Raw genomic sequence first — 21,041 nt, forward strand, 5'->3', positions numbered from 1 at the left:
AGAAGAGATGATGAAGATTTTAAAAAGAGCAGCTCTTCCTCTTTTGCTCCTTTTTGTTTTTCTGTTTGAAAATATGTTTGCTACTATTGTTCCAACAGAAGTTTTTTGGAAAGACAGTATAGCAGCGCCGCATTTCTTTATCATTGTGTTATGTTTTGTTACTGTGTACTATGGTCCGGTCCAAGGGATTTATTACGGGCTATTATTTGGTTTCTTATTTGATACCGTATACACAGAACTTGTCGGTATATATATATTTGCTTATCCAATTTTAGCTTATTTAGTTTATAGTGTGATGAAGGTACTACAATTGAATTTATTCATTGTTGTGTCTATCGTATTAGCTAGCATTGTAGCATTAGAATATTATGTGTATGGATTTTTAACTTTGTTAGGACGTACTCATATGTCGGCGTATGTCTTTTTCACGGATCGTCTCCTTTCTACTTTATTGCTGAATGGAATTTTCATATTAATAGTTTGTTTCCCACTGAGACGATATTTAGTGCGTCTTTCAAGAGCGATGGAAGAAAAAGAAAAAAGGATTTTCTAATTTTATGTCGAATTGAATCGGTGGGGTGAACTTTAGTGGAAGAAAAAAAGCAACAAAATGTAACGATAAAAGGGACAAAAGACGGGATAACGCTTCATTTAGATGACTGCTGTTCATTCTCTGAATTACTGAAAGAATTGGACGAAAAACTATCTACACATTACTATGATGGCGATGGGCGTTCTTTAATTGAAGTGCATGTGAAAGTGGGAAATCGTTATTTAACAGAAGTCCACCAAGAAGAGCTTCGTACGTTAATTCGTAATAAAAAGAATCTTGTTGTGGATTCAATTGAAAGTGATGTTATAACTAAATCGGAAGCAATAGCATGGAAAGAAGAAACAGAGATTGTCCCTATTTCCAAAATTGTTCGCTCTGGACAAGTTTTACATGTAAAAGGAAATTTATTGTTAATTGGAGATGTTAATCCAGGCGGAACGGTTATCGCTGGGGGGAATATTTTTGTCGTAGGATCATTAAGAGGGATTGCACATGCTGGGTATTATGGGGATTCAGAGGCTGTAATCGCTGCATCTGTTATGAACCCGATGCAACTTCGAATTAGTGATGTGGCAATGCGGGCTCCGGAAGAGAAAGAAGACGGAGCGGAGACGGCAGAATGTGCGTATATTAATGAGGACAATCACATTGTTGTCGATCGCCTGCAACTTCTCACTCATCTTAGACCTAATTTAACAAAGTTAGAAAGGGGAATTGTATAGCTGTGGGAGAGGCAATAGTAATTACATCTGGAAAGGGCGGAGTAGGTAAAACTACAACGTCTGCGAACATTGGTACAGCCCTAGCCTTATCTGGAAAGAAAGTGTGCTTAATTGACACAGATATTGGTCTTCGAAATTTAGACGTAGTAATGGGGCTGGAAAATCGTATTGTATTTGATCTTGTTGATGTCGTTGAAGGGCGTTGTCGTTTACCTCAGGCTCTTATTAAAGATAAACGTTTTGATGATCTTTATTTATTACCTGCAGCACAAACGAGTGATAAATCAGCGGTAACACCTGAACAAATGGATGAATTAATACAAGTATTACGTCAAGATTATGATTACATATTAATTGATTGTCCTGCGGGGATTGAGCAGGGATTTAAAAATGCGGTAGCTGGTGCGGATAAAGCAATCGTTGTTACGACGCCAGAAGTATCCTCAATGCGTGATGCAGATCGTATTATTGGGCTTTTAGAAAAAGAGGATATTGAACCACCGAAACTTGTTATTAACCGTGTGCGTAGTCATATGCTTCATGAACAGGATATGTTAGATGTTGATGAAATCGTACGTACATTATCAATCGAGCTTCTTGGTGTTGTTGAAGACGATGATGAAGTTATTCGTGCTACAAATACAGGTGAACCTGTAGCGTTGCAACCTAGTGGAAAAGCAGCGTTAGCTTATCGTAATATTGCAAGACGCTTGTTGGGTGAGAATGTACCATTACAAGCATTTGAACAAGAAAAGGTATCGGTATTTACAAAGATGAAAAACTTCTTTGGCATCCGTTAAGAGCACTTCGCACATATGCGAAGTGCTTTCTTTTTTTCTTCATACGAATATCTTTCTTTCCTAGCTCATACATATGTACAAACTGTATACAACTGTTTCTATTTAAATAAGGTTAGCGAAAGAAGGGAGACAGTATGAAGAATAGAAGTGTAGAAGAAATTAAAAAGCGGATTGCGAAAAGGAAGGCAGAGCAAGAAAGAATGGAGGAAGAGCAGTATTTTGCCGGGGGGAATTTTGATAGTGAAGGGGTATTTATTGAAGAGGGAGAAAAGGAAATTCATCCTTTGTTTCGAAAGGAAGTCTTTTTCTTCAAAGTTTTATTATCAGCAATCTTAGTTCTTTCAATTGCTATTTTGTATAAGAATGCGCCTTCTTCTTTCGATGGTGCTAAAGCTGTTACAGAAAAAGTGATGAAAGAGGAGTTTCAGTTTGCTACTGTAGCGAAATGGTATGAAAAACAGTTTGGAAAACCTCTCGTCTTCTATTCGCCTAACGAGAAAAAGGAAGGGACTATTCAGCAAAAAGACTATGCAATTCCTGCTTCAGGAAAGGTAATGCAAGGATTTCAAAAAAATGGCCAAGGTGTATTTGTCCAAACGGCTACAAATGCAACAGTTGAGTCAGTAAATGAAGGATTAGTTGTTTTTGCGGGTAAGAAAGAAGAACTTGGAAATACAGTTCAAATTCAACATGCAGATGGCACGGAGTCGTGGTATGCAAATTTAAATGATATGTCAGTAAAGTTATATGATTACGTTTCAAAGAAACAAAAAATTGGAACGGTGAGTAATGATGCAAATAATAAAAATGGGAAATTTTATTTCGCAATAAAAAAGAATGAAAAATTTGTTGATCCGATTCAGGTGATTTCATTTGATTAAATATAAGGAAGTTTTAACGAAAATTTCAGTGCATCCGTTGTTTTGGGTTATTATAGTTATTGGTATTTTTACGGCGCGTTTTAAAGAGTTACTATTGTTGTTTTGTATCGTACTCATTCATGAACTCGGTCACGCTTTTGCAGCAGCGCATTATAATTGGCGTATTAAAAAAATTCAACTGTTACCGTTTGGTGGTGTGGCTGAGCTTGAGGAACATGGAAATAAATCATTGAAAGAGGAACTTGTTGTCGTAATTGCAGGACCTATTCAACATATTTGGATGATGCTAGTAGGGTATATATTGTTTGAGATTGGCTGGCTGAATGCGGAATTATATTATTTTTTTATGTGGAATAATATAATTATTTTAGCCTTTAATTTACTCCCTATTTGGCCACTTGATGGCGGGAAAGTGTTGTTTAATGTATTATCATATCGTTTTCCTTATTTACAAGCACATGAAAAAATGATGCAATTGTCATGTGTTTTTTTTAGTGTCATATTAGGGTGGCAGTTACTTTGGAATAGTAACAATATTATGATGTGGGTACTACTCATATTTTTAGCAATATCGTTATATCAAGAATGGAAGCAAAGACGTTATGCGTTTATGCGCTTTTTATTAGAGCGTTATTACGGAAATAAAAGAGGGATTGAAAAGATTGCACCTATAGAGGTGCAATCAGAAGATCGTTTATATACGATTTTCACCAAATTTCGTAGAGGATATAAGCATTCTATTATCGTCCATGGAGAATATAAAGAGCATTACACATTGGATGAAAATGAATTACTCTATGCGTATTTTACTGAAAAACGAACAACTTCATCTGTTGAAGAATTAATCGGTTAGTGTTGACGATAGCACTAACCTTTTATTATTGTAAAAACAAAGAAGATTATAAAGTGAGGAAAGAAATTTGAAAACCTTATACATGAACTATGCTGGATCGGAAAAGCGCGTTGCAATTGAAGAGAAGAACAAAATTGTTGAATTTTTATGGAAACGTAATGAAGAACAAGAGATTGTTGGGCATATTTACGTTGGACGTATCGTAAGAACAATTGCTGGAATGAATGCAGCATTTGTAAACATCGGTTTAGAAAAACATGCGTACCTTTCATATGATGATGTACCGTCTTCTTATCGTATACATGAAGGACAAGCAGTACTCGTACAAGTTGTGAAAGAGGCAATTGATACGAAAGGACCGAAATTAACAGCGAATATAGAATTTACCGGGAAATATGTCGTTTATATGCCATATGATGAAATGCGCGCTGTTTCTCGGAAAATAAAAAATAATAAAAGAAGACAGCAGTTACTCGAAATTGAAGTAGAAGGGACAGGAGGGTATATTTTCCGCTCCGCTTCTGAAAAAGGAGAAATTGAAGAAATACAAACTGAAATGCAAAGGTTACAGCAGTTATATGAAGAGTTAAAAAGAAAAGAAGGCCAAGGAAAGGCACCGCTATTACTTCATCGACCAGCGACTTTTTTAGATCGTGTATTTCAAGAGAATCCAATTGAAACGATCGAAAAAATAGTTGTAGATACAAGAAGTGTAGTAAAACAATTAGAAGACAAGGTCGGAAAAGAAAAAGTATCTTTTTATAATGAAAAATCTTCGATGTTTAATCATTTCGGAATAGAGCGAGAAATTGAAAAAGCACTTCAAAAAATTGTGTGGCTCCAAAACGGTGCTTATTTAATTGTGGAACAAATGGAGACGATGACTGTAATAGATGTGAATACGGGGAAGTTTACCGGAAAACAAAATTTACAAGATACAGTACTTCGTACAAATGAAATGGCCGCTGACGAAATCGCTCGCCAATTAAGACTTCGTGATATTGGTGGAATGATATTAATCGACTTTATTAATATGAAAAAACGAGAAGATAAAGAAAAGGTAAGAGAACGTCTCATAGCTGCTATGCAAAATGATCGCACTTATACAAGAGTACTTGGGTTTACTGAGTTAGGGATTCTAGAGATGACACGTAAACGTAAAAAACATTCTTTACGTGACGTATTGCTAGAAGAGTGTGTACCGTGTAAGGCGACGGGGTATGTAATGTCGTATGAAACGATTGCTTATGAGTTAGAGCGAGAACTCATTACATATGGCAATATAGAGGATGAAGCAGTATTAATTGCTGCACCTCAAGATCTGCAAAAACAATTTTTACAAAAAGAATTACAAAAAAATATTCCATTTGAAATTTATTTCAAAGATGATACTATCGAAAAGTACGCTATTATAAGATTTGGAAGTAAAAAAGAAATTGTAGAACGGAAAAAATAGTTAGCAGAACATTTATTGACAACCGTCTATGATTCATGATAACATCTTTATGTTATAGTTTATAGCACCTAAACGGCTATATGCTACAACCGCACAAGACAGGTTCCCTAAAGGCATTTATGTCTACCTCGTTTTTGGCGAGTCTTAGTAATTAAGAGGAGGTGCAAGTATGTACGCAATTATCGAAACAGGTGGAAAACAAATTAAAGTTGAAGCTGGTCAAGCAATCTACATTGAAAAATTAGATGTTGAAGCTGGTGAAACTGTTACTTTTGACAAAGTTCTTTTCGTTGGTGGCGAAAACGTTAAAGTTGGTAGCCCAGTTGTAGAAGGCGCAACAGTGACTGCTAAAGTTGAAAAACAAGGTCGCGCTAAGAAAATCATCGTTTTCAAATACAAAGCGAAAAAGAACAATCGTAAGAAACAAGGTCATCGTCAACCTTACACTAAGCTAGTTGTTGAAGCTATCAACGCTTAATTCAGGTTAACATGATTAAAATTACGATAAGTCGCACGAAATTAGGAAGTATCCAATCATTTAAAATGACTGGACATGCCGATTATGCGCCACATGGACAAGACCTTGTCTGTGCGGGAACTACAGCGGTTGTGTTTGGTTCTATAAATGCAGTGGAAGAGCTTTGTAATGTGCAGGCAACTATTGAACTCGGAAGTAATGGTGGATTCTTAACGTATGAATTGCCTAATGATTTAGACGTTCATGCAGCAGAAAAAGCTCAAACGCTTTTAGAAGGATTAGTTGTTTCGCTAAAGACGATCGAACTTGATTACGGAAAGTATATCCGTTTAATAGAAAAAGTGCAGGAGGTGTAACGTATGTTAAGATTAGATCTTCAGTTTTTCGCATCTAAGAAAGGTGTAGGTAGTACAAAGAACGGTCGTGACTCTCAGTCAAAACGTCTTGGTGCTAAACGCGCAGATGGTCAAACGGTTTCAGGTGGTTCAATTCTTTACCGTCAACGCGGTACAAAAATTTATCCAGGTGTTAACGTTGGTCGTGGTGGCGATGACACTTTATACGCGAAAGTTGACGGCGTAGTACGCTTCGAGCGTCTTGGCCGTGACCGCAAACAAGTGAGCGTATATCCTGTTGCTCAAGAAGCATAAGAACTCACGGAAAACTCTAACCTGAGTGCAGGTTAGAGTTTTTCTATATTAAGGGGTATCTAAATGAATGAAAAATGGACAATTATAGATGCGTTGCGTCATTCAAGACATGATTGGCTCAATCGTATGCAGATGGTTAAAGGAAACCTTTCCCTTGGAAAAGTGGAAGAGATTCATCGGCTCATCGATCGTTTTGTCCAAGAAGCGAGACAAGAATCCAATCTGATGGGGTTATCAATGCCTTTATTTTCAGAGTGGATTTTAACATATAATTGGAAACAGCAGCCGTGCTTATTGGAGTACGAAGTATTAGGAGAATTACATAACTTATCTCACTTAGATGAGACTGTATGTATATGGGCGAATCAATTCTTCTCAATGCTTCAGCATAGTTTAGACGTATATGTTGAAAATTATGTTTGTATCACAATTGAATGTGACGCGGAGAATGCTCGTTTCTTTTTTGATTTTCGTGGTAAGCTAACGAGTGTAGAAGAACTACAGAATTGGCTTGCGAACCAAAACAATAAATGGTATTCCATTTCTTATACAGTACGAGACGAAGAAGTCTCAGTAATATTACAACCAATCGAAAAAAGTGTGGTGAAATAATGTTTGTAGATCAGGTCAAGATATATGTAAAAGGTGGCGACGGTGGTAACGGAATGGTTGCGTATCGTCGCGAGAAGTATGTTCCAAAAGGTGGCCCAGCAGGTGGCGACGGTGGTAAAGGCGCAGATGTTGTTTTCGTTGTTGAGGAAGGCTTACGTACATTAATGGACTTCCGCTACCAACGTCATTTCAAAGCTGATCGTGGTCAGCACGGAATGAGTAAAGGTCAGCACGGACGTAAATCTGAAGATTTAATCGTAAAGGTTCCACCAGGAACAATAGTAAAAGATGAAAAAACAGGTCAAATTCTTGCCGATTTAGTAACGCATGAACAAACAGCTGTAATCGCAAGAGGTGGCCGAGGTGGCCGTGGTAACTCGCGTTTCGCAACAGCTACGAATCCAGCACCTGAAATCGCTGAGAACGGAGAACCAGGTCAAGAACGTGATGTCATTCTAGAACTTAAAGTGCTAGCAGACGTTGGACTTGTTGGATTCCCAAGTGTAGGTAAATCTACATTATTATCTGTTGTATCATCAGCGCGTCCGAAAATTGCAGAGTATCACTTTACAACAATCGTTCCTAATCTTGGTGTTGTTGAAACTGGTGATAACCGCAGCTTCGTTATGGCTGACCTTCCTGGACTAATTGAAGGCGCACATGCTGGCGTCGGACTTGGACACCAATTCTTACGTCATATCGAACGTACACGTGTAATTGTACATGTTATCGATATGTCTGGTTTAGAAGGCCGTGAGCCATATGAAGATTATGTCACAATTAATAATGAATTAAAAGAATATAATATGCGTTTAACAGAGCGTCCACAAGTTGTTGTAGCAAACAAAATGGATATGCCGGATGCAGAAGAAAACTTACAAGCATTTAAAGAGAAAGTGGGAGACGAAGTAAAAATCTTCCCAATCTCAGCTGTAACGAAACAAGGTGTTCGTGATTTACTATTTGAAGTAGCGAACTTATTAGAAACAACACCAGAATTCCCAATGTACGATGTTGTTGAAGAGTCTGAAGCAAGTGTAATGTATAAATTTGATGCTGAAAGTCTTAAATTTGAAATTACACGTGAAAGTGACGGCACGTTTGTTATTTCTGGTTATGATATCGAGAAGACATTCAAAATGACTGACTTCTCACGTGATGAATCTATACGTCGTTTCGCTCGCCAAATGCGCGGAATGGGTATTGATGAAGCGCTTCGTGCACGTGGTGCAAAAGACGGAGATATTGTAAAAATTCTTGAATATGAATTTGAATTTATCGATTAAGACTGCCAAAGTATGGCGGTCTTTTTTTTTATTCTGCTATTTGCAAGTAGTAAGATTCCCGCCTCAAAATTCAGCTGAAGCAAAGAAGTTAGGTGTGAATCAGGCTGCTAGTTAAAAATTACGAAGATAGGAAAAAATCCCCACTAATTAAATTTTCAATTTATAATAGAAAAAGAAGTAATTTTAGAAGAATATTTATGGGGAGAAAGATAACATGTATAAAATATTAATTGTAGAAGACGATGAGAAAATTGCGGGAATATTAGAGGAGCATTTAGAAAGGTATGGCTATCAATCATTTAGAGCAATTGATTTACGTCATATAAAAGATGAATTCGTAAAAGTGAATCCACATCTCGTATTACTGGATATCAATTTACCATATTTTGATGGTTTCTATTGGTGTCGTCAAATCCGCACTGTATCGAATGCGCCGATTATTTTTGTTTCTGCAAGAACAGGGGAAATGGATCAAGTAATGGCAATTGAAAATGGCGGAGATGATTACATTACAAAGCCATTCCATTTAGATATTGTCATGGCTAAGGTGAAAAGTGCACTTCGACGTGGGTATGGTGAGTATGCTTCTGCGGCAGAAAGTGATTGTTTAGGTGTGAATGGACTTTTGTTATTCCCGTCCCAACACGTTGTTGAGTGGCAAGGGCAACAAACAGAGCTGACAAAAAATGAATTTTACTTATTAGAGTGTTTAATGAAACAAGCGAATCAATATGTAACGCGTGAAGAATTGTTAGAAGCTCTGTGGGATGAAGTAGCTTTTGTTGATGATAATACACTGACTGTGAATGTAAAGCGCGTAAGGAAGAAACTAGAGGAGCTAGGTATTAAAAATGCGATTGTAACGAAACGTGGATACGGTTATGCGCTTCTTACAGAGTGGAGTGAAGGGCATGCAGGTTAAAAGTTACCTCATAGACCGCTTTGCTTTACTTCTTTCTTATGTTGTAAGTCTTTGTTTATTTGGACTCGTATTGCAGTTGCAAAGTCTTTTAGAAAAAAGATCAATTGATTGGAGTACGTGGTTATACGGACTTTTATTAGGGACAGTTGTGTTTACTGTATACCTCATTTACGATTACCGAAAAAGAAGTGTTTTTTTAAAGAGAATCGAAAAATATGTTGCTGATGGAAATACATTACATGATTCTTTACTTATTGATACTTCGTATACGACAGAACAAGAGATGATCGTTGAATCTTTTACGCTATTAAGACAGCAATATATGAATGAAGTTCATAAACAGCATGCGAAAGAGCAACAGCAAATGATATTTATGAACCAATGGATTCATCAAATGAAGACACCAGTATCTGTTATTGAGTTACTATTACAGAAGTTTGGTAAAGAGCATCGTGAAGCGAGAGCAACAGTTGAAAGTATTCGTGAAGAAAATAACCGTATACTAAATGGTTTAGATTTAGCGTTACATATGGCAAGGTTAGAGCAATTTGCGAAAGATTATAAAGTAGAAGTAGTAAATGTGATAGATATTATTCGAGGTATTATTAATGAAAATCGAAAGTCTTTCATTCAATCGTCTGTATTTCCGAAAGTAATGTTTGAAGAAGATACTTGTATGGTTGCATCTGATAGAAAATGGCTTAGTATTGCTATAGGGCAAATTGTTGTAAATGCAATTAAGTATACGAGAATTTCAGAAGCAGAGAAAAAGGAAATTCAATTTCAAATTGAAGAGAAAGATCAAAAGGTGTTATTACATATTAAAGACAATGGAATCGGTATTCCGGAGCAAGATGTAAAGCGTATATTTGATCCGTTCTTTACGGGGATAAATGGCCGTAAAACGAGAGAAGCGACTGGAATGGGTTTATATATTACGAAGGAAATTTGTGATAATTTACATCACGGTATTTATGTGCAATCGGCTGAAGGGGAAGGGACAACATTTACGTTCCAATTTGCAAAAGATGAAGAATATCATACATTAATGAGAAAAATGACAAAACTGTAAGATAACAAAACGTTTTGTAAGGGAAATCACTCGTTTCTTTTTCTTATTTTTCTTATAGTAAATGTAAGAAGAAAACACATAGGGGGATTAGAAATGAGTGTTCTTGAAGTAAAAGGATTAACGAAGGTGTATCAATCAAAAGGTTCAGTAGCGACGACTGCTTTAAATGATATAAATTTTAAAATAGAAGAAGGTGAATTTGTAGGGATTATGGGTCCTTCAGGAAGCGGAAAAACAACGCTTTTAAATTTATTAGCAACAATTGATAAGCAAACTTCAGGTCATGTGCTTGTAAATGGCGAAGAAATTAATCAAATGCGTGCTGCAAAATTAGCGGAGTTTCGCCGTACACATTTAGGATTCATTTTCCAAGATTTTAACTTACTTGATACGCTATCGATTAAAGAAAATATCATTTTACCACTTGTAATGGCGAAGAAATCTGTAAATGAAATCGATGCAAAAGTGCTTGAAATTGCAAAGTTTTTAAATATCGAAGGCATTTTAAATAAAAAAGTATATGAAGTATCAGGCGGCCAACAACAACGTGCAGCAGCTGCGAGAGCGATTATTCATGAACCGACGTTAATCTTAGCGGATGAGCCAACTGGAAACTTAGATTCTAAGTCGGCAAAATCATTAATGAGCGCGTTGCAAGATTTGCATGAACAAAAGAAAGTAACAATTGCAATGGTAACGCATGATCCAGTAGCGGCGAGTTATTGCGAACGTATTCTTTTCATACGTGATGGAGAGATTTTCTCAGAAATACATAAGGGAAGAACGAAACAAGCCTTTTTCCAAGAAATTTTGGACGTACTTGCGATGCTAGGAGGAGAATATCATGAACTTTCGCCAGCTCGCGCTTAATAACGTAAAAGGAAATTGGCGTAATTATAAAGCGTTTCTTATTAGCAGTTGTTTATCGATTGTCGTATTTTTCATGTATGCTTCCTTCATTTATCATCCAGATGTCGTAAGCGGTAATATTAGTATGAGGGAGATGATTTCAAAAGGGTTAGAATCGATGAATTATATTGTAGTCATCTTCTCAGCACTTTTTATTTTATATGCAAATTCAACATTTTTAAGAGCAAGGAAAAAAGAGTTTGGTCTATTAACATTAATAGGCGGAACAAAATCACAACTTGGCCGAATGATTATATTAGAACAGCTTATGTTAGGTAGTATTGCAATTGTAGTAGGTATTGGACTTGGTATGCTTTGTTCAAAATTATTCTTCCAAGCATTAAGCGTAATATTGAAAATAGATAAAACACTTCCACTCGTATGGAATAGTAAAGCGGTTTTGATTACAGCGGGTGTATACTTTATTCTATTTTTAATTCTATCATTGTTTAGCGTTTGGACAGTAGGACGCTTGCAAATTATTGATTTATTAAGAGAAGCAAGAAAACAGAAAGTAGAACCTTTTGCGTTTACATGGTTATGCGTAGTTGGTATAGGATGTATTATTGTTGCATATGTACTTAGCTTCCAAGTAACATTTATGAATTTTGTCATCCTGTTTTTACCGATTGTAGGGCTGACGATAGGCGGAACTTATTTACTATTTACACAAGGTAGTACAGTCGTATTAAAGGCATTGCAAAAACGAAAAAAATCTTTTTATACATATCCAAATATGTTCGTACTTAGCAATCTTATTTATAAAATGAAAGATAATGCCCGTTTTCTATTTGTAATTTCTATCATTACGGCGGTTGTATCTTCAGCAGTTGGTACGCTGTACGTATTTTTTGAGGATATGAGTTATAAGGCAGTAACTAGTACCCCGCATGCTATTTCTTATGAGGAAAAGGGAATCCATACGCATAATGTCATAAAAGAGGGAAAAACAAAAGAATTAATAAAAAAACACGGATTTGAAGAAGCGCGAGAAGTAACGTACGTAAAACTTCCTGGAACGCAAAAAATCACAATGTTTAACAGTGAACATGAGATGCCAATGGCGATTGTTTCAGAAAAAGAATATAACGCTGAAGTACGTAAACAAAAGAGAGAGCAAGTTAGAGAAGTTCATAATGCACCAGGTAGTGCAACGATGGTCATAATGGATATGGCGAACGATATGATGAAGATAGATCGTACGAAACCGTATGAAATTAAAATTAACGGACAAAAGCAATCTGTTCAATTAAATGAGCCAACTTCATTTTCTGTTTTTAATGATAGTGAATATCTCATTGTGAACGATCAAGATTTTGAGAAATACGCAAAGCTTGTACCAGATGAAGAAAAGACGAAATATTACGGTTATTATATAGAGGACTGGAAAAGTACGGAAGACCTTGTGTTAGATTTGAAAAAGGAGATTGCATCAGATAAGCAAGAGGAGTTAAATAACTCGGTGCTCGCTTATAAAAATATAAGGGAATCAGGAGCAATTACAATGTTCATCGGTTTCTTCGTAGCGGTACTATTCTTCTTCTTCGCTTGTAGTATGACATACTTTAAATGGTTTAACGATAAAGAACAAGATCGTATTCAATTTAAATCGTTAAAGAGAATCGGTATGACAGATAAAGAAATTCGTAAAATTGCAATTCGTCAAATGGGCGTTATCTTCTTTATCCCAATTTTAATCGGTGCCATTCATAGTGGGTTTGCTCTTCATACGTTAGGGAAAATGCTTTATATTGATTTATGGAAATCAGGTGCGATTGTAATTGGAACATACGTTATAGCTTCTGCGATTTACTTTATGATTGCACAAAGAGGATATTTGAAACACGTGCAAAGCTAGAGAAACCTCTAGCTTTTTGCTTATGTAGTAAGTTATAGGGGGACGATAGATGAACATTCGGCAACTAGCGCTGCAAAATATAAAAGGAAATTGGCGTAATTATAAAGTGTTTTTCTTAAGCAGTTGTTTTGCGATATTTGCGTCTTTTGCATACATGTCTGTCATTGTACATCCGTATATGCAGGAGACAATGTGGTATCAAAACGTACGCTGGGGACTTATTATATGTAATGTTATAGTCATTTCTTTTTTCGTCATATTTATTTTGTACTCTACTTCTATTTTCATAGAGGCACGTAAGAAAGAATTAGGGTTATATATGTTAATGGGAGCGACGAAGTCTAACGTAATAGGAGTGATAATGACCGAGCAAATATTAATCGGGATTTTCGCGAATATTTTCGGGGTTGGGCTTGGTATGATCTTTTTGAAACTCTTTTTTATGGTATTTAGTATGTTACTGGGCCTTCCGAAAGAACTCCCTGTCATATTTGATGTGAGAGCAATTGGGGTAACGTTTGTTACATATATGGTCGTTTTTATTGTCTTATCTTTTATAAGTGCTTTACGCATATGGAATATAAAAATCATTCGGTTATTGAAAGAATTTCGAACAGATAAAAAAGAGAAGAAAACATCAATGTGGCTTTGTATATTCGGTTTTATTTGTTTAGGTATAGGATATGCGTTAGCGTTACAAGCGACGATGCCAACGATAGCATTCTATTTTTTTCCTGTGTCTATACTTGTCTTTTTCGGAACTTATTTTTCTTTTACACACGGAACTGCTCAAATATTAGAAATAATAAAACGAAATAAAAAGATTATGTATACATATCCGTATTTATTTATAGTAAACCAATTGTCACATCGAATGAAAGAAAATGGTCGCTTTTTCTTTCTGATGTCTATGGCAACGACGTTTGTAGTTACGGCAACAGGTACGGTGTTCTTATATTTTTCTAGCATGCAAGATATGTGGCGAACTGGAGGGGTACACTCGTTTTCATACATAGAAAAAGGTATTTCTACTCATGAAGTCTTTGAGGAAGGTGCGGTTGAAAAATTACTGAATCAATACGGGTATGATGATTTTCAATATATGAGTTTTGTTGGAGTGTATGCATCCTTTCGGTCTAATAAAGGAGAAACAACAATAGCACCGCTTATAAAGGAAAGTGAATATAACCAAGAAGCAAGGAAACAAAAACAGAAAATGTATCGTCCTAAAAAAGGTACAGTGACACTCGTTTATTATAATAAATACAATAATTCGAATGTATATAATCAAAAAGAGATTCAATTGCAAGTAATGAGTCAACCATATTCATTCGTATTTAACGGTCAGAAAGAAGGGGTTCAATTTAACTATCACCCTTCGTACATTAATGGTCTGTTCTTCGTTATGAATGATGAAGATTTTGACAGTATAGCAAATCAGGTTCTCGATTCTGAAAAAATGATATATAGAGGCTACACATTACCAAATATCGAAAAGACGAAGAAATTAAATGAAGATTTACGGAAACATATGAAACAAGATAATAATAATGCGTTTCGAAGTAATATGGAGTTATATGTAAATATGAAAGAAGGCGGCGATATTACTCTATTTGTAGGCTCATTCATTAGTATATTATTCTTTCTTACTTCATGTAGTATCGTATATTTTAAATGGTTTCATAATATTGCATCGGACCGAAAGCATTATGGTGCACTCTCTAAACTTGGAATGACGAAGGAAGAAGTATGGGAAATTTCTCGCTGGCAATTATGTATGCTATTTTTTGCGCCAATTATAGTAGGGAGTATGCATAGTGCAGTTGCGTTATATACGTTTCATAATACTTTCTTTATGGATGGATCATTAGAAAAAGTAGGCTTGTTTATTCTGTATTATATCGCTGCATGCATCGTTTATTTCTTCTTCGCTCAAAGAGAATATAAGAAACATTTAGACTAGCGAATGCTAGTCTTTTTTTAATATTCGAAATTTACATAGAAGAATATAAAAAAGTATGGTATAACAGTAAGAAAACGAAAAAGAGGGGAAAAGACGATGATTCGAGTAGGATATTTAGGACCAGAAGCAACATTTACAAATATGGCGGTGAGTCGTTTTTTTCCGGAAGCAGAGCATGTACCGTATCGAACGATTCCGGATTGTATAGATGCAGCCGCAAATGAAAGTGTAGATTTCGCAGTCGTACCGTTAGAAAACGCAATAGAAGGTTCAGTAAATATAACGGTCGATTACCTCGTGCATGAGCGACCACTTTCTATTGTAGGAGAAATTACAGTACCAATTCAGCAACATTTACTCGTACATCCGCAGTATGCAGAAGTGTGGGGAGAAGTATATGCAGTGCATTCACATCCGCATGCTATCGCACAATGTCATAAGTTTTTAAATGAAGAATTAAAAGGGGTAACTGTTCGAGACATGACATCAACAAGTGCTGCTGCACAATATGTGAAAGAACATCCTGAAGAAAAAATCGCTGCCATTGCAAATGAAGCAGCCGCAGAAAAATACGGATTAACAATTGTAAGACGTGACATTCATACGCATAAAAACAATCATACACGCTTCCTAGTGCTCCATAAGAAAAAGAAAGCAATACTCTCAAATAACGGAGAAAACCGCGGGGAGAAAACGACGCTTATGATAACGTTACCTGCAGATTATGCAGGGGCGCTATATCAAGTGTTATCAGCTTTTGCATGGAGAAAATTAAATTTATCAAAAATCGAATCGCGCCCGATGAAAACAGGACTCGGAAATTACTTTTTCTTAATCGATGTCGATAAAGCATACGATGACGTATTATTGCCAGGCGTAACGATGGAACTTGAAGCGCTCGGTTTTTCTGTTACTGTGCTGGGGAGCTATTCTTCTTATTGGTTGTAAAGGGTAAGGGAGAGTATTTGTCGTATTTTGTAGTTAAATCGATATAATATCAGTCGATAATATACCGTCTGATAGATAAATAAAATCCCACCATTTATAGGTGGGATTCTTTACTTTAACTTAGCAAGACGATCCTCTAACTGACCACGCCAAATATTGGCTAGTTCAGGAACAGCAAGAATCTTTTCAATGCCATCTTTATCTTTTCTATTATGAAAATAAATTTCGTTAGAAAACAAAACAGATACATTGTTTGATGGACGTTTTAGCAATGTGATTTTAGAATCTTTACGTACAGTACCTTCTTGAAGAACGCGGCATAGGTAGCCAGTAAATCCAGTTGCTACAATGCGCGGCAGTATGCCAGGAATACCGAGGCGTTTTGAAATAGTGCTACAAGGTACTCTTGCTTGTGTCACTTGAATGATTGCTTCACCAAGTTGATATGTATCTCCGATGCAAACATCACGCTCTAACATATTTGTTACGGTAATGTTTTCGCCAAATGTGGAAGCTGGAAGCGTAGTTTGAAATTCCTCTTCCCATAGTGCGTAATGCTCGTGTGGGTACACACAAACAGCGCGATCAGGACCGCCGTGATGTTTTAAATCCGCTACGTCATCACCACGAAATCCGTCTTTTGAGAGAAAGGCCTCTTCTGTAGGATCTTTACATATACCTGTTATCATTTCTTTATCTTCGCCATATTTCATTTGTTTCGGTTTACCAGTACTAAAGTGAACGAGTTCAATTCCCATATTCGATCTCCTTTACGATTGATTACAATATTATAGCATTAAAAAAGCACAGAGAATTATAAAAACTCTGTGCTTTACATTAATAAACGAGAAATCCTGCTTTATCTAAAGCCTCGCAAGCAGCGTCTAATTTTTCTTTAGAATCTGCTTCAATTGTATGTAAGTGAATACCATCTGTTAGTTGCGAAAGATAGGAAGCATTTGTATTTTCGATTTTTTGTAAATATTGCTCTACATCAAATCGATTACTTACCATAATTGATGCTGTTAAGTCGCCGTATACAGGGTGCTCAACTTTTACGTCTTTAATCGTAACGCCATGATCAACAAGCATTGTAAGTTCTTGACGTACTTCTGCTGGTTTATGTTGGCATACAATCACGCGTTCAAAAGCCTGTTGCTTCTCCTGTGGTTTTAAATATAAATAGCCTTGAGCAGTTGCAATAATTGGCTCGTTTCTTGCTTTTAGTAAGGAGATATCTTGCACAATAACTTGTCTACTTACGTTTGTCTTCTTAGATAGTTCGTTTCCAGATAACGGTTCATTTGCAGCAAGCAGCCACTGAAGGATAAGTTGTCGTCTTTCTTCACCTAAAATCTTTTTTTGTTCATTTTGTTTCATTATGATTTAACACCTCTATAAAATTGATTTCCAATTGTGTGTAGTGCATGAATAGTAGTATCAATTTGTTCTTTCGTTGTTTGTTGTCCGAAAGAGAAGCGGACATATTGTTTAGCCTCTTCATACGTTCTTCCAATTGCAAGCATTGTTTTCGAAGGTTCTTGTTTACCAACTTGGCAAGCACTTCCGGTCGAGATGGCAATACCGCGGCGGTTGCATTCTAGCATTGTATATTGACCTTCTATTCCTTTTATTGTAACCCCAATAATATGTGGTAAACAAGAAGTAGAATGACCTTCTACTTCAATTTCTAGCGGAAGTGTTTGTAATTCCTCTAAAAAGTAGGATCGTAACTCTTTAAAACGTAAACTTTCTACCTGTTGATTTTTCAATATATTTTCAGCAGCTGTTAAAAAAGATGCGATGCCAGGAACGTTCACTGTGCCTGGGCGAAATCCTTTTTCGTGAGAAGTTCCCGGGAATATTTGTGCCCAGCGAACTTGCGGATTTATATAGCAAGCGCCGACACCTTTTGGACCGTATATTTTGTGTGCTGAAACAGAAAGACTATCAATTCCCATCTCAAAAACATGGATAGGCAGTTTACCAAACGTTTGCACACAATCCGTATGAAATAAAATATTATATTTTTTTAAAAGGGCCCCAATTTCTGCTATGTTTTGAACAGTCCCAATTTCAGAGTTTCCATGCTGTATACTTGCTAAAACAGTATCTTCTGTAATAGCTGCCTCTAAATCTACTAAATGTATGAGTCCGCTTTTATTAACAGGAATTTCAGTAATCGTATAGCCTTGCGATTTTAAAGATTGAAAATAACTTCGAATGGATGCATGTTCCATAGGTGTAGTAATAATATGTTTCCCACTTCTAGCATTTAAAAGTGATTGAATCGCAAGATAGTTAGATTCTGAACCGCCACTTGTAAAAAATACTCCTTGTTCTTTTCCTCCAATCATTTCTGCAAATGTTTTTCTGCACAATTGTAATAAAGAAGAGGCTGTTCCTCCAATATCATGTAAACTTTGTTCATTTCCAAAGTATTGTATTGCTGCTTTCGTATATGTTTGTAATGCTTCCACGCTCATAGGTGTAGTAGCTGCATAGTCAAGATATATCATCATGTAGGTTCCTCTCTCTAGTAAGAGTTACATTCCTTGTAGTTTTAAATGGTAGTGAAAATAAGAATTAAAAAAAACTCTTGTCATTATTTTAAAACTATGTAAATATAGGTGTCAAGACAGTTGGAAAGTGTAAAGTAGGAGGCAACAATTATGACAAGTGCAGATGTCTTAATTATTGGAAGTGGTGTTGCGGCACTTCGTGTTGCAAAAGAGATTTGTCACGAAAAGAATGTGATTATTATCACAAAGAAGACAGAACGTAATAATAATACACATTTAGCCCAAGGTGGAATTGCAGCAGCTGTTGCTACATATGACAATCCAAATGGTCATTTTGAAGATACATTGGTGGCAGGATGTCATTATAACAATGAAGAAGCGGTCCGTTATTTAGTTGATGAGGGGCCGAAAGAAATACGCACTATCATTGCAAGTGGAATGAAATTTGATGGAGACGAATCAGGTCCTCATCTTGGAAAAGAAGGGGCACACCGAAAACGTCGTATTTTACATGCGGGCGGAGATGCAACAGGAAAGAATTTATTAGAGCATCTCATTCAAGAAGTAGCTCCGTACGTTACAGTAGTGGAACAGGAAATGGTGCTCGATTTTATTATAGAAAAAGATAAATGTGTTGGAGTTTTAACGCGAAATAATGAAGGGGAACTGAAGCGTTACGATGCAGATTATACGGTGCTAGCAACAGGAGGAATTGGTGGTTTATACGCTTTCACCTCTAATGACGAGACGATTACAGGCGATGGACTTGCAATGGTGTACCGCGCAGGTGGGGAACTTGTAGATTTAGAGTTTATACAATTTCATCCGACGATGTTATACGCGGGCGGGCGATGTTGTGGCCTCGTTTCTGAAGCTGTTCGTGGTGAAGGAGCTGTCCTTATAAATGGAAAAGGACAGCGTTTTATGATGGAGATACATCCTGAACAGGATCTAGCCCCGCGTGATGTAGTGGCAAGGGCTATTTATGAACAGTTACTTGCGGGTGAAAAAGTGTACTTAAACATCGAAATGATTCAAAACTTTGAACAACGTTTTCCGACCGTGTCATCAATATGTAAAACGAATGGTGTCGATATAAATAAAAAACGTATTCCAGTCGTGCCAGGTGCTCATTTTCATATGGGCGGTGTGAAAACGAACTGTGATGGAGAAACATCTATTTCTAACTTATACGCAGTTGGTGAAGTAGCTTGTAATGGAGTTCACGGCGCAAATAGGTTAGCGAGTAACTCATTATTAGAAGGTCTTGTGTTTGGGAAAAGAATCGGACAACATATTTTATCTAGAACTGCAAAAGAAAGAATGAAGGGTCTAACAGAGAAGGAAGACAAATTTATCGTTCTGAAGCATTTGCCGGCGAAAGAAGAGATACAAGAATGCATGATGAACTATGTTGGAATTGTGCGAACAGAGCAAAGTTTATCTTATGCGAAGAGATGGCTTAGTAAGTACGGTGTTCAAAATATGATATTGCAACATAATGTTCTTACAAATGAAGAGATAACACTTATTAATATGTTAACAGTTTGTGAGCTTATAGTTGTATCGGCTCTGCAAAGAGAAGAGAGTATAGGTGGTCATTACAGAAGTGACTATCCAGATAGAAATAAAGTAAAGAAAGAGATTGTTCGAGTGAAAAGAAAACTACAACTTGTGTGATGAGGGGAAGAGGGGTTTTATGAACACGATAAAAGTGAAAGAAGCATTAAATCGATTTTTTCTAGAAGATATAGGAGAAGGAGATGTAACATCTCAGCTTATTTTTCCAGATAACTTGCTTTCGAAAGGAACGTTTCTTGCGAAAGATACAGGGGTCTTTGTAGGACGTTTCGTAATTGAGGTAGGATTTACATTAATTGATGAGAGAATTGAAGTTGAGCTTCATAAAAAAGATGGAGATCTTGTAGAAAAAGGCGAAATCATTGCAACTGTGCAAGGCCCGATTGCCTCGTTATTAACAGCAGAGCGCGTTATATTAAACGTTATTCAGCGTATGAGTGGGATAGCCACGATGACACGTAAAGCGGTTCTTGCGTTAGATAGTAGTCATACTCGCATTTGTGATACGCGAAAAACGATGCCTGGGCTACGTATGTTTGATAAATATGCAGTCGTGTGCGGAGGTGGGTTTAACCACCGCTTCGGTTTATATGACGGTGTCATGATTAAAGACAATCATATTGCGTTTGCTGGTTCTATTACAAAAGCTGTTACATCGGTGAAAGAAAAATTAGGACATATGGTGAAAGTAGAAGTGGAAACAGAAACGGAGGAGCAAGTGAGAGAGGCAGTAGCAGCCGGTGCGGATATTATTATGTTTGATAACCGTACACCAGATGAAATTCGAGAGTTTTCAAAGATTGTGCCAAGCGCCATTGTTACGGAAGCGTCAGGTGGCATTACAGTTGAAGATTTATCGAAATATGGAAAAACAGGGGTAGATTATATTTCACTTGGATTGTTAACACATTCAGTGAAAGCACTTGATATTAGTTTCAATATTGAAGCGTAAGGAAAGTGGCTTAGAGGGGGAGA

The 21,041-nt window shown here is 36.6% G+C and carries 22 protein-coding genes and 1 other annotated feature; of the genes, 19 read left to right on the forward strand and 3 right to left on the reverse strand.

The features are described from left to right. The first annotated feature begins 7 nt into the window (after positions 1-7). The 17 genes from mreD (at position 8) to pheA (ending at position 15,963) form a co-directional block, all read left to right on the forward strand. Positions 8-553, forward strand: coding sequence for a rod shape-determining protein MreD (gene mreD / locus ACS2MN_RS18020; RefSeq protein WP_000975760.1), 546 nt, complete (start codon positions 8-10; stop codon positions 551-553). 35 nt (positions 554-588) lie between these two features. Further along, positions 589-1,275, forward strand: coding sequence for a septum site-determining protein MinC (gene minC, locus ACS2MN_RS18025; protein WP_000391516.1), 687 nt, complete (start codon positions 589-591; stop codon positions 1,273-1,275). 2 nt (positions 1,276-1,277) lie between these two features. Further along, complete coding sequence (gene minD, locus ACS2MN_RS18030; RefSeq protein ID WP_000503310.1) at positions 1,278-2,075, forward strand: septum site-determining protein MinD; 798 nt, start codon at positions 1,278-1,280, stop codon at positions 2,073-2,075. Between the two features lie 134 nt (positions 2,076-2,209). Next, positions 2,210-2,956 (forward strand): stage IV sporulation protein SpoIVFA, encoded by a 747-nt coding sequence (gene spoIVFA / locus ACS2MN_RS18035; protein ID WP_000797540.1) that lies wholly within the window; start codon positions 2,210-2,212, stop codon positions 2,954-2,956. After that, positions 2,949-3,809: a stage IV sporulation intramembrane metalloprotease SpoIVFB gene (gene spoIVFB / locus ACS2MN_RS18040; protein WP_000598976.1), complete on the forward strand. Its 861-nt coding sequence runs from the start codon at positions 2,949-2,951 to the stop codon at positions 3,807-3,809. Before spoIVFA ends, spoIVFB begins: the two co-directional genes overlap by 8 nt. A gap of 67 nt (positions 3,810-3,876) precedes the next feature. Further along, on the forward strand, positions 3,877-5,265 hold the full coding sequence (locus tag ACS2MN_RS18045) for an Rne/Rng family ribonuclease (RefSeq protein ID WP_000855445.1): 1,389 nt from the start codon (positions 3,877-3,879) through the stop codon (positions 5,263-5,265). Positions 5,266-5,342: 77 nt separating this feature from the next. Further along, positions 5,343-5,420 (forward strand) — a sequence feature (ribosomal protein L21 leader region). 14 nt (positions 5,421-5,434) lie between these two features. After that, positions 5,435-5,743 carry a 50S ribosomal protein L21 gene (gene rplU / locus ACS2MN_RS18050; protein ID WP_000270907.1) on the forward strand — a complete coding sequence of 103 codons (309 nt, stop codon included), beginning with the start codon at positions 5,435-5,437 and terminating at the stop codon, positions 5,741-5,743. An 11-nt stretch (positions 5,744-5,754) separates the two neighbouring features. Beyond that, a complete protein-coding gene (locus ACS2MN_RS18055) occupies positions 5,755-6,099 on the forward strand; it encodes a ribosomal-processing cysteine protease Prp (RefSeq protein WP_098805674.1) in 345 nt (114 codons plus the stop codon). 3 nt (positions 6,100-6,102) lie between these two features. After that, positions 6,103-6,393, forward strand: a complete 291-nt coding sequence (rpmA, locus tag ACS2MN_RS18060; protein WP_000944957.1) for a 50S ribosomal protein L27 — start codon at positions 6,103-6,105, stop codon at positions 6,391-6,393. Between the two features lie 63 nt (positions 6,394-6,456). Continuing rightward, the gene (locus tag ACS2MN_RS18065; protein ID WP_001003571.1) at positions 6,457-7,005 is read left to right on the forward strand and encodes a sporulation initiation phosphotransferase B; all 549 of its coding nucleotides are present in this window, start codon (positions 6,457-6,459) and stop codon (positions 7,003-7,005) included. Then, positions 7,005-8,291, forward strand: coding sequence for a GTPase ObgE (gene obgE, locus ACS2MN_RS18070; RefSeq protein ID WP_000497121.1), 1,287 nt, complete (start codon positions 7,005-7,007; stop codon positions 8,289-8,291). Before ACS2MN_RS18065 ends, obgE begins: the two co-directional genes overlap by 1 nt. Before the next feature lie 214 nt (positions 8,292-8,505). Continuing rightward, entirely contained in the window at positions 8,506-9,213 is a 708-nt protein-coding gene (locus ACS2MN_RS18075) for a response regulator transcription factor (RefSeq protein ID WP_000276708.1), read from the forward strand. Continuing rightward, positions 9,203-10,285 (forward strand): HAMP domain-containing histidine kinase, encoded by a 1,083-nt coding sequence (locus ACS2MN_RS18080; RefSeq protein WP_001197402.1) that lies wholly within the window; start codon positions 9,203-9,205, stop codon positions 10,283-10,285. Before ACS2MN_RS18075 ends, ACS2MN_RS18080 begins: the two co-directional genes overlap by 11 nt. 93 nt (positions 10,286-10,378) lie before the next feature. Then, on the forward strand, positions 10,379-11,155 hold the full coding sequence (locus ACS2MN_RS18085) for an ABC transporter ATP-binding protein (protein ID WP_000114533.1): 777 nt from the start codon (positions 10,379-10,381) through the stop codon (positions 11,153-11,155). Further along, the gene (locus ACS2MN_RS18090; RefSeq protein ID WP_001011399.1) at positions 11,130-13,052 is read left to right on the forward strand and encodes an ABC transporter permease; all 1,923 of its coding nucleotides are present in this window, start codon (positions 11,130-11,132) and stop codon (positions 13,050-13,052) included. The genes ACS2MN_RS18085 and ACS2MN_RS18090 overlap by 26 nt, the downstream gene beginning before the upstream one ends. 49 nt (positions 13,053-13,101) lie before the next feature. Continuing rightward, complete coding sequence (locus tag ACS2MN_RS18095) at positions 13,102-15,015, forward strand: ABC transporter permease (protein WP_098805675.1); 1,914 nt, start codon at positions 13,102-13,104, stop codon at positions 15,013-15,015. A 96-nt stretch (positions 15,016-15,111) separates the two neighbouring features. Next, positions 15,112-15,963, forward strand: coding sequence for a prephenate dehydratase (pheA, locus tag ACS2MN_RS18100; RefSeq protein ID WP_000621712.1), 852 nt, complete (start codon positions 15,112-15,114; stop codon positions 15,961-15,963). Between the two features lie 110 nt (positions 15,964-16,073). Here the strand turns inward: pheA and ACS2MN_RS18105 are convergent, their stop codons facing one another. The 3 genes from ACS2MN_RS18105 to ACS2MN_RS18115 form a co-directional block, all read right to left on the reverse strand. Further along, positions 16,074-16,721, reverse strand: a complete 648-nt coding sequence (locus ACS2MN_RS18105) for an MOSC domain-containing protein (protein WP_000510705.1) — start codon at positions 16,719-16,721, stop codon at positions 16,074-16,076. A 79-nt stretch (positions 16,722-16,800) separates the two neighbouring features. Continuing rightward, positions 16,801-17,343: a transcription repressor NadR gene (locus ACS2MN_RS18110; RefSeq protein ID WP_000812272.1), complete on the reverse strand. Its 543-nt coding sequence runs from the start codon at positions 17,341-17,343 to the stop codon at positions 16,801-16,803. Then, positions 17,343-18,485: an IscS subfamily cysteine desulfurase gene (locus tag ACS2MN_RS18115; protein ID WP_000973791.1), complete on the reverse strand. Its 1,143-nt coding sequence runs from the start codon at positions 18,483-18,485 to the stop codon at positions 17,343-17,345. Before ACS2MN_RS18115 ends, ACS2MN_RS18110 begins: the two co-directional genes overlap by 1 nt. Before the next feature lie 150 nt (positions 18,486-18,635). Here ACS2MN_RS18115 and nadB point away from each other — a divergent pair, with 150 nt between their 5' ends. Both nadB and nadC read left to right on the forward strand, forming a co-directional pair. Continuing rightward, complete coding sequence (gene nadB / locus ACS2MN_RS18120; RefSeq protein WP_000199446.1) at positions 18,636-20,165, forward strand: L-aspartate oxidase; 1,530 nt, start codon at positions 18,636-18,638, stop codon at positions 20,163-20,165. 19 nt (positions 20,166-20,184) lie between these two features. After that, on the forward strand, positions 20,185-21,018 hold the full coding sequence (gene nadC, locus ACS2MN_RS18125; protein WP_087950716.1) for a carboxylating nicotinate-nucleotide diphosphorylase: 834 nt from the start codon (positions 20,185-20,187) through the stop codon (positions 21,016-21,018). Positions 21,019-21,041 lie beyond the last annotated feature (23 nt).

It is taken from the genome of Bacillus cereus group sp. BceL062 (assembly GCF_051780025.1).
GTDB classification, from domain to species: Bacteria; Bacillota; Bacilli; order Bacillales; family Bacillaceae_G; genus Bacillus_A; species Bacillus_A toyonensis.

What these genes read in the sequence shown, in the direction of transcription:
- mreD (WP_000975760.1), top strand. Translation starts at nt 8, where the DNA reads ATGATGAAGATTTTAAAAAGAGCAGCTCTTCCTCTTTTGCTCCTTTTT.
- spoIVFA (WP_000797540.1), top strand. Translation starts at nt 2,210, where the DNA reads ATGAAGAATAGAAGTGTAGAAGAAATTAAAAAGCGGATTGCGAAAAGG.
- rplU (WP_000270907.1), top strand. Translation starts at nt 5,435, where the DNA reads ATGTACGCAATTATCGAAACAGGTGGAAAACAAATTAAAGTTGAAGCT.
- ACS2MN_RS18055 (WP_098805674.1), top strand. Translation starts at nt 5,755, where the DNA reads ATGATTAAAATTACGATAAGTCGCACGAAATTAGGAAGTATCCAATCA.
- rpmA (WP_000944957.1), top strand. Translation starts at nt 6,103, where the DNA reads ATGTTAAGATTAGATCTTCAGTTTTTCGCATCTAAGAAAGGTGTAGGT.
- ACS2MN_RS18065 (WP_001003571.1), top strand. Translation starts at nt 6,457, where the DNA reads ATGAATGAAAAATGGACAATTATAGATGCGTTGCGTCATTCAAGACAT.
- obgE (WP_000497121.1), top strand. Translation starts at nt 7,005, where the DNA reads ATGTTTGTAGATCAGGTCAAGATATATGTAAAAGGTGGCGACGGTGGT.
- ACS2MN_RS18075 (WP_000276708.1), top strand. Translation starts at nt 8,506, where the DNA reads ATGTATAAAATATTAATTGTAGAAGACGATGAGAAAATTGCGGGAATA.
- ACS2MN_RS18080 (WP_001197402.1), top strand. Translation starts at nt 9,203, where the DNA reads ATGCAGGTTAAAAGTTACCTCATAGACCGCTTTGCTTTACTTCTTTCT.
- ACS2MN_RS18085 (WP_000114533.1), top strand. Translation starts at nt 10,379, where the DNA reads ATGAGTGTTCTTGAAGTAAAAGGATTAACGAAGGTGTATCAATCAAAA.
- ACS2MN_RS18090 (WP_001011399.1), top strand. Translation starts at nt 11,130, where the DNA reads ATGAACTTTCGCCAGCTCGCGCTTAATAACGTAAAAGGAAATTGGCGT.
- ACS2MN_RS18095 (WP_098805675.1), top strand. Translation starts at nt 13,102, where the DNA reads ATGAACATTCGGCAACTAGCGCTGCAAAATATAAAAGGAAATTGGCGT.
- pheA (WP_000621712.1), top strand. Translation starts at nt 15,112, where the DNA reads ATGATTCGAGTAGGATATTTAGGACCAGAAGCAACATTTACAAATATG.
- ACS2MN_RS18105 (WP_000510705.1), bottom strand. Translation starts at nt 16,721, where the DNA reads ATGGGAATTGAACTCGTTCACTTTAGTACTGGTAAACCGAAACAAATG.
- ACS2MN_RS18110 (WP_000812272.1), bottom strand. Translation starts at nt 17,343, where the DNA reads ATGAAACAAAATGAACAAAAAAAGATTTTAGGTGAAGAAAGACGACAA.
- ACS2MN_RS18115 (WP_000973791.1), bottom strand. Translation starts at nt 18,485, where the DNA reads ATGATGATATATCTTGACTATGCAGCTACTACACCTATGAGCGTGGAA.
- nadB (WP_000199446.1), top strand. Translation starts at nt 18,636, where the DNA reads ATGACAAGTGCAGATGTCTTAATTATTGGAAGTGGTGTTGCGGCACTT.
- nadC (WP_087950716.1), top strand. Translation starts at nt 20,185, where the DNA reads ATGAACACGATAAAAGTGAAAGAAGCATTAAATCGATTTTTTCTAGAA.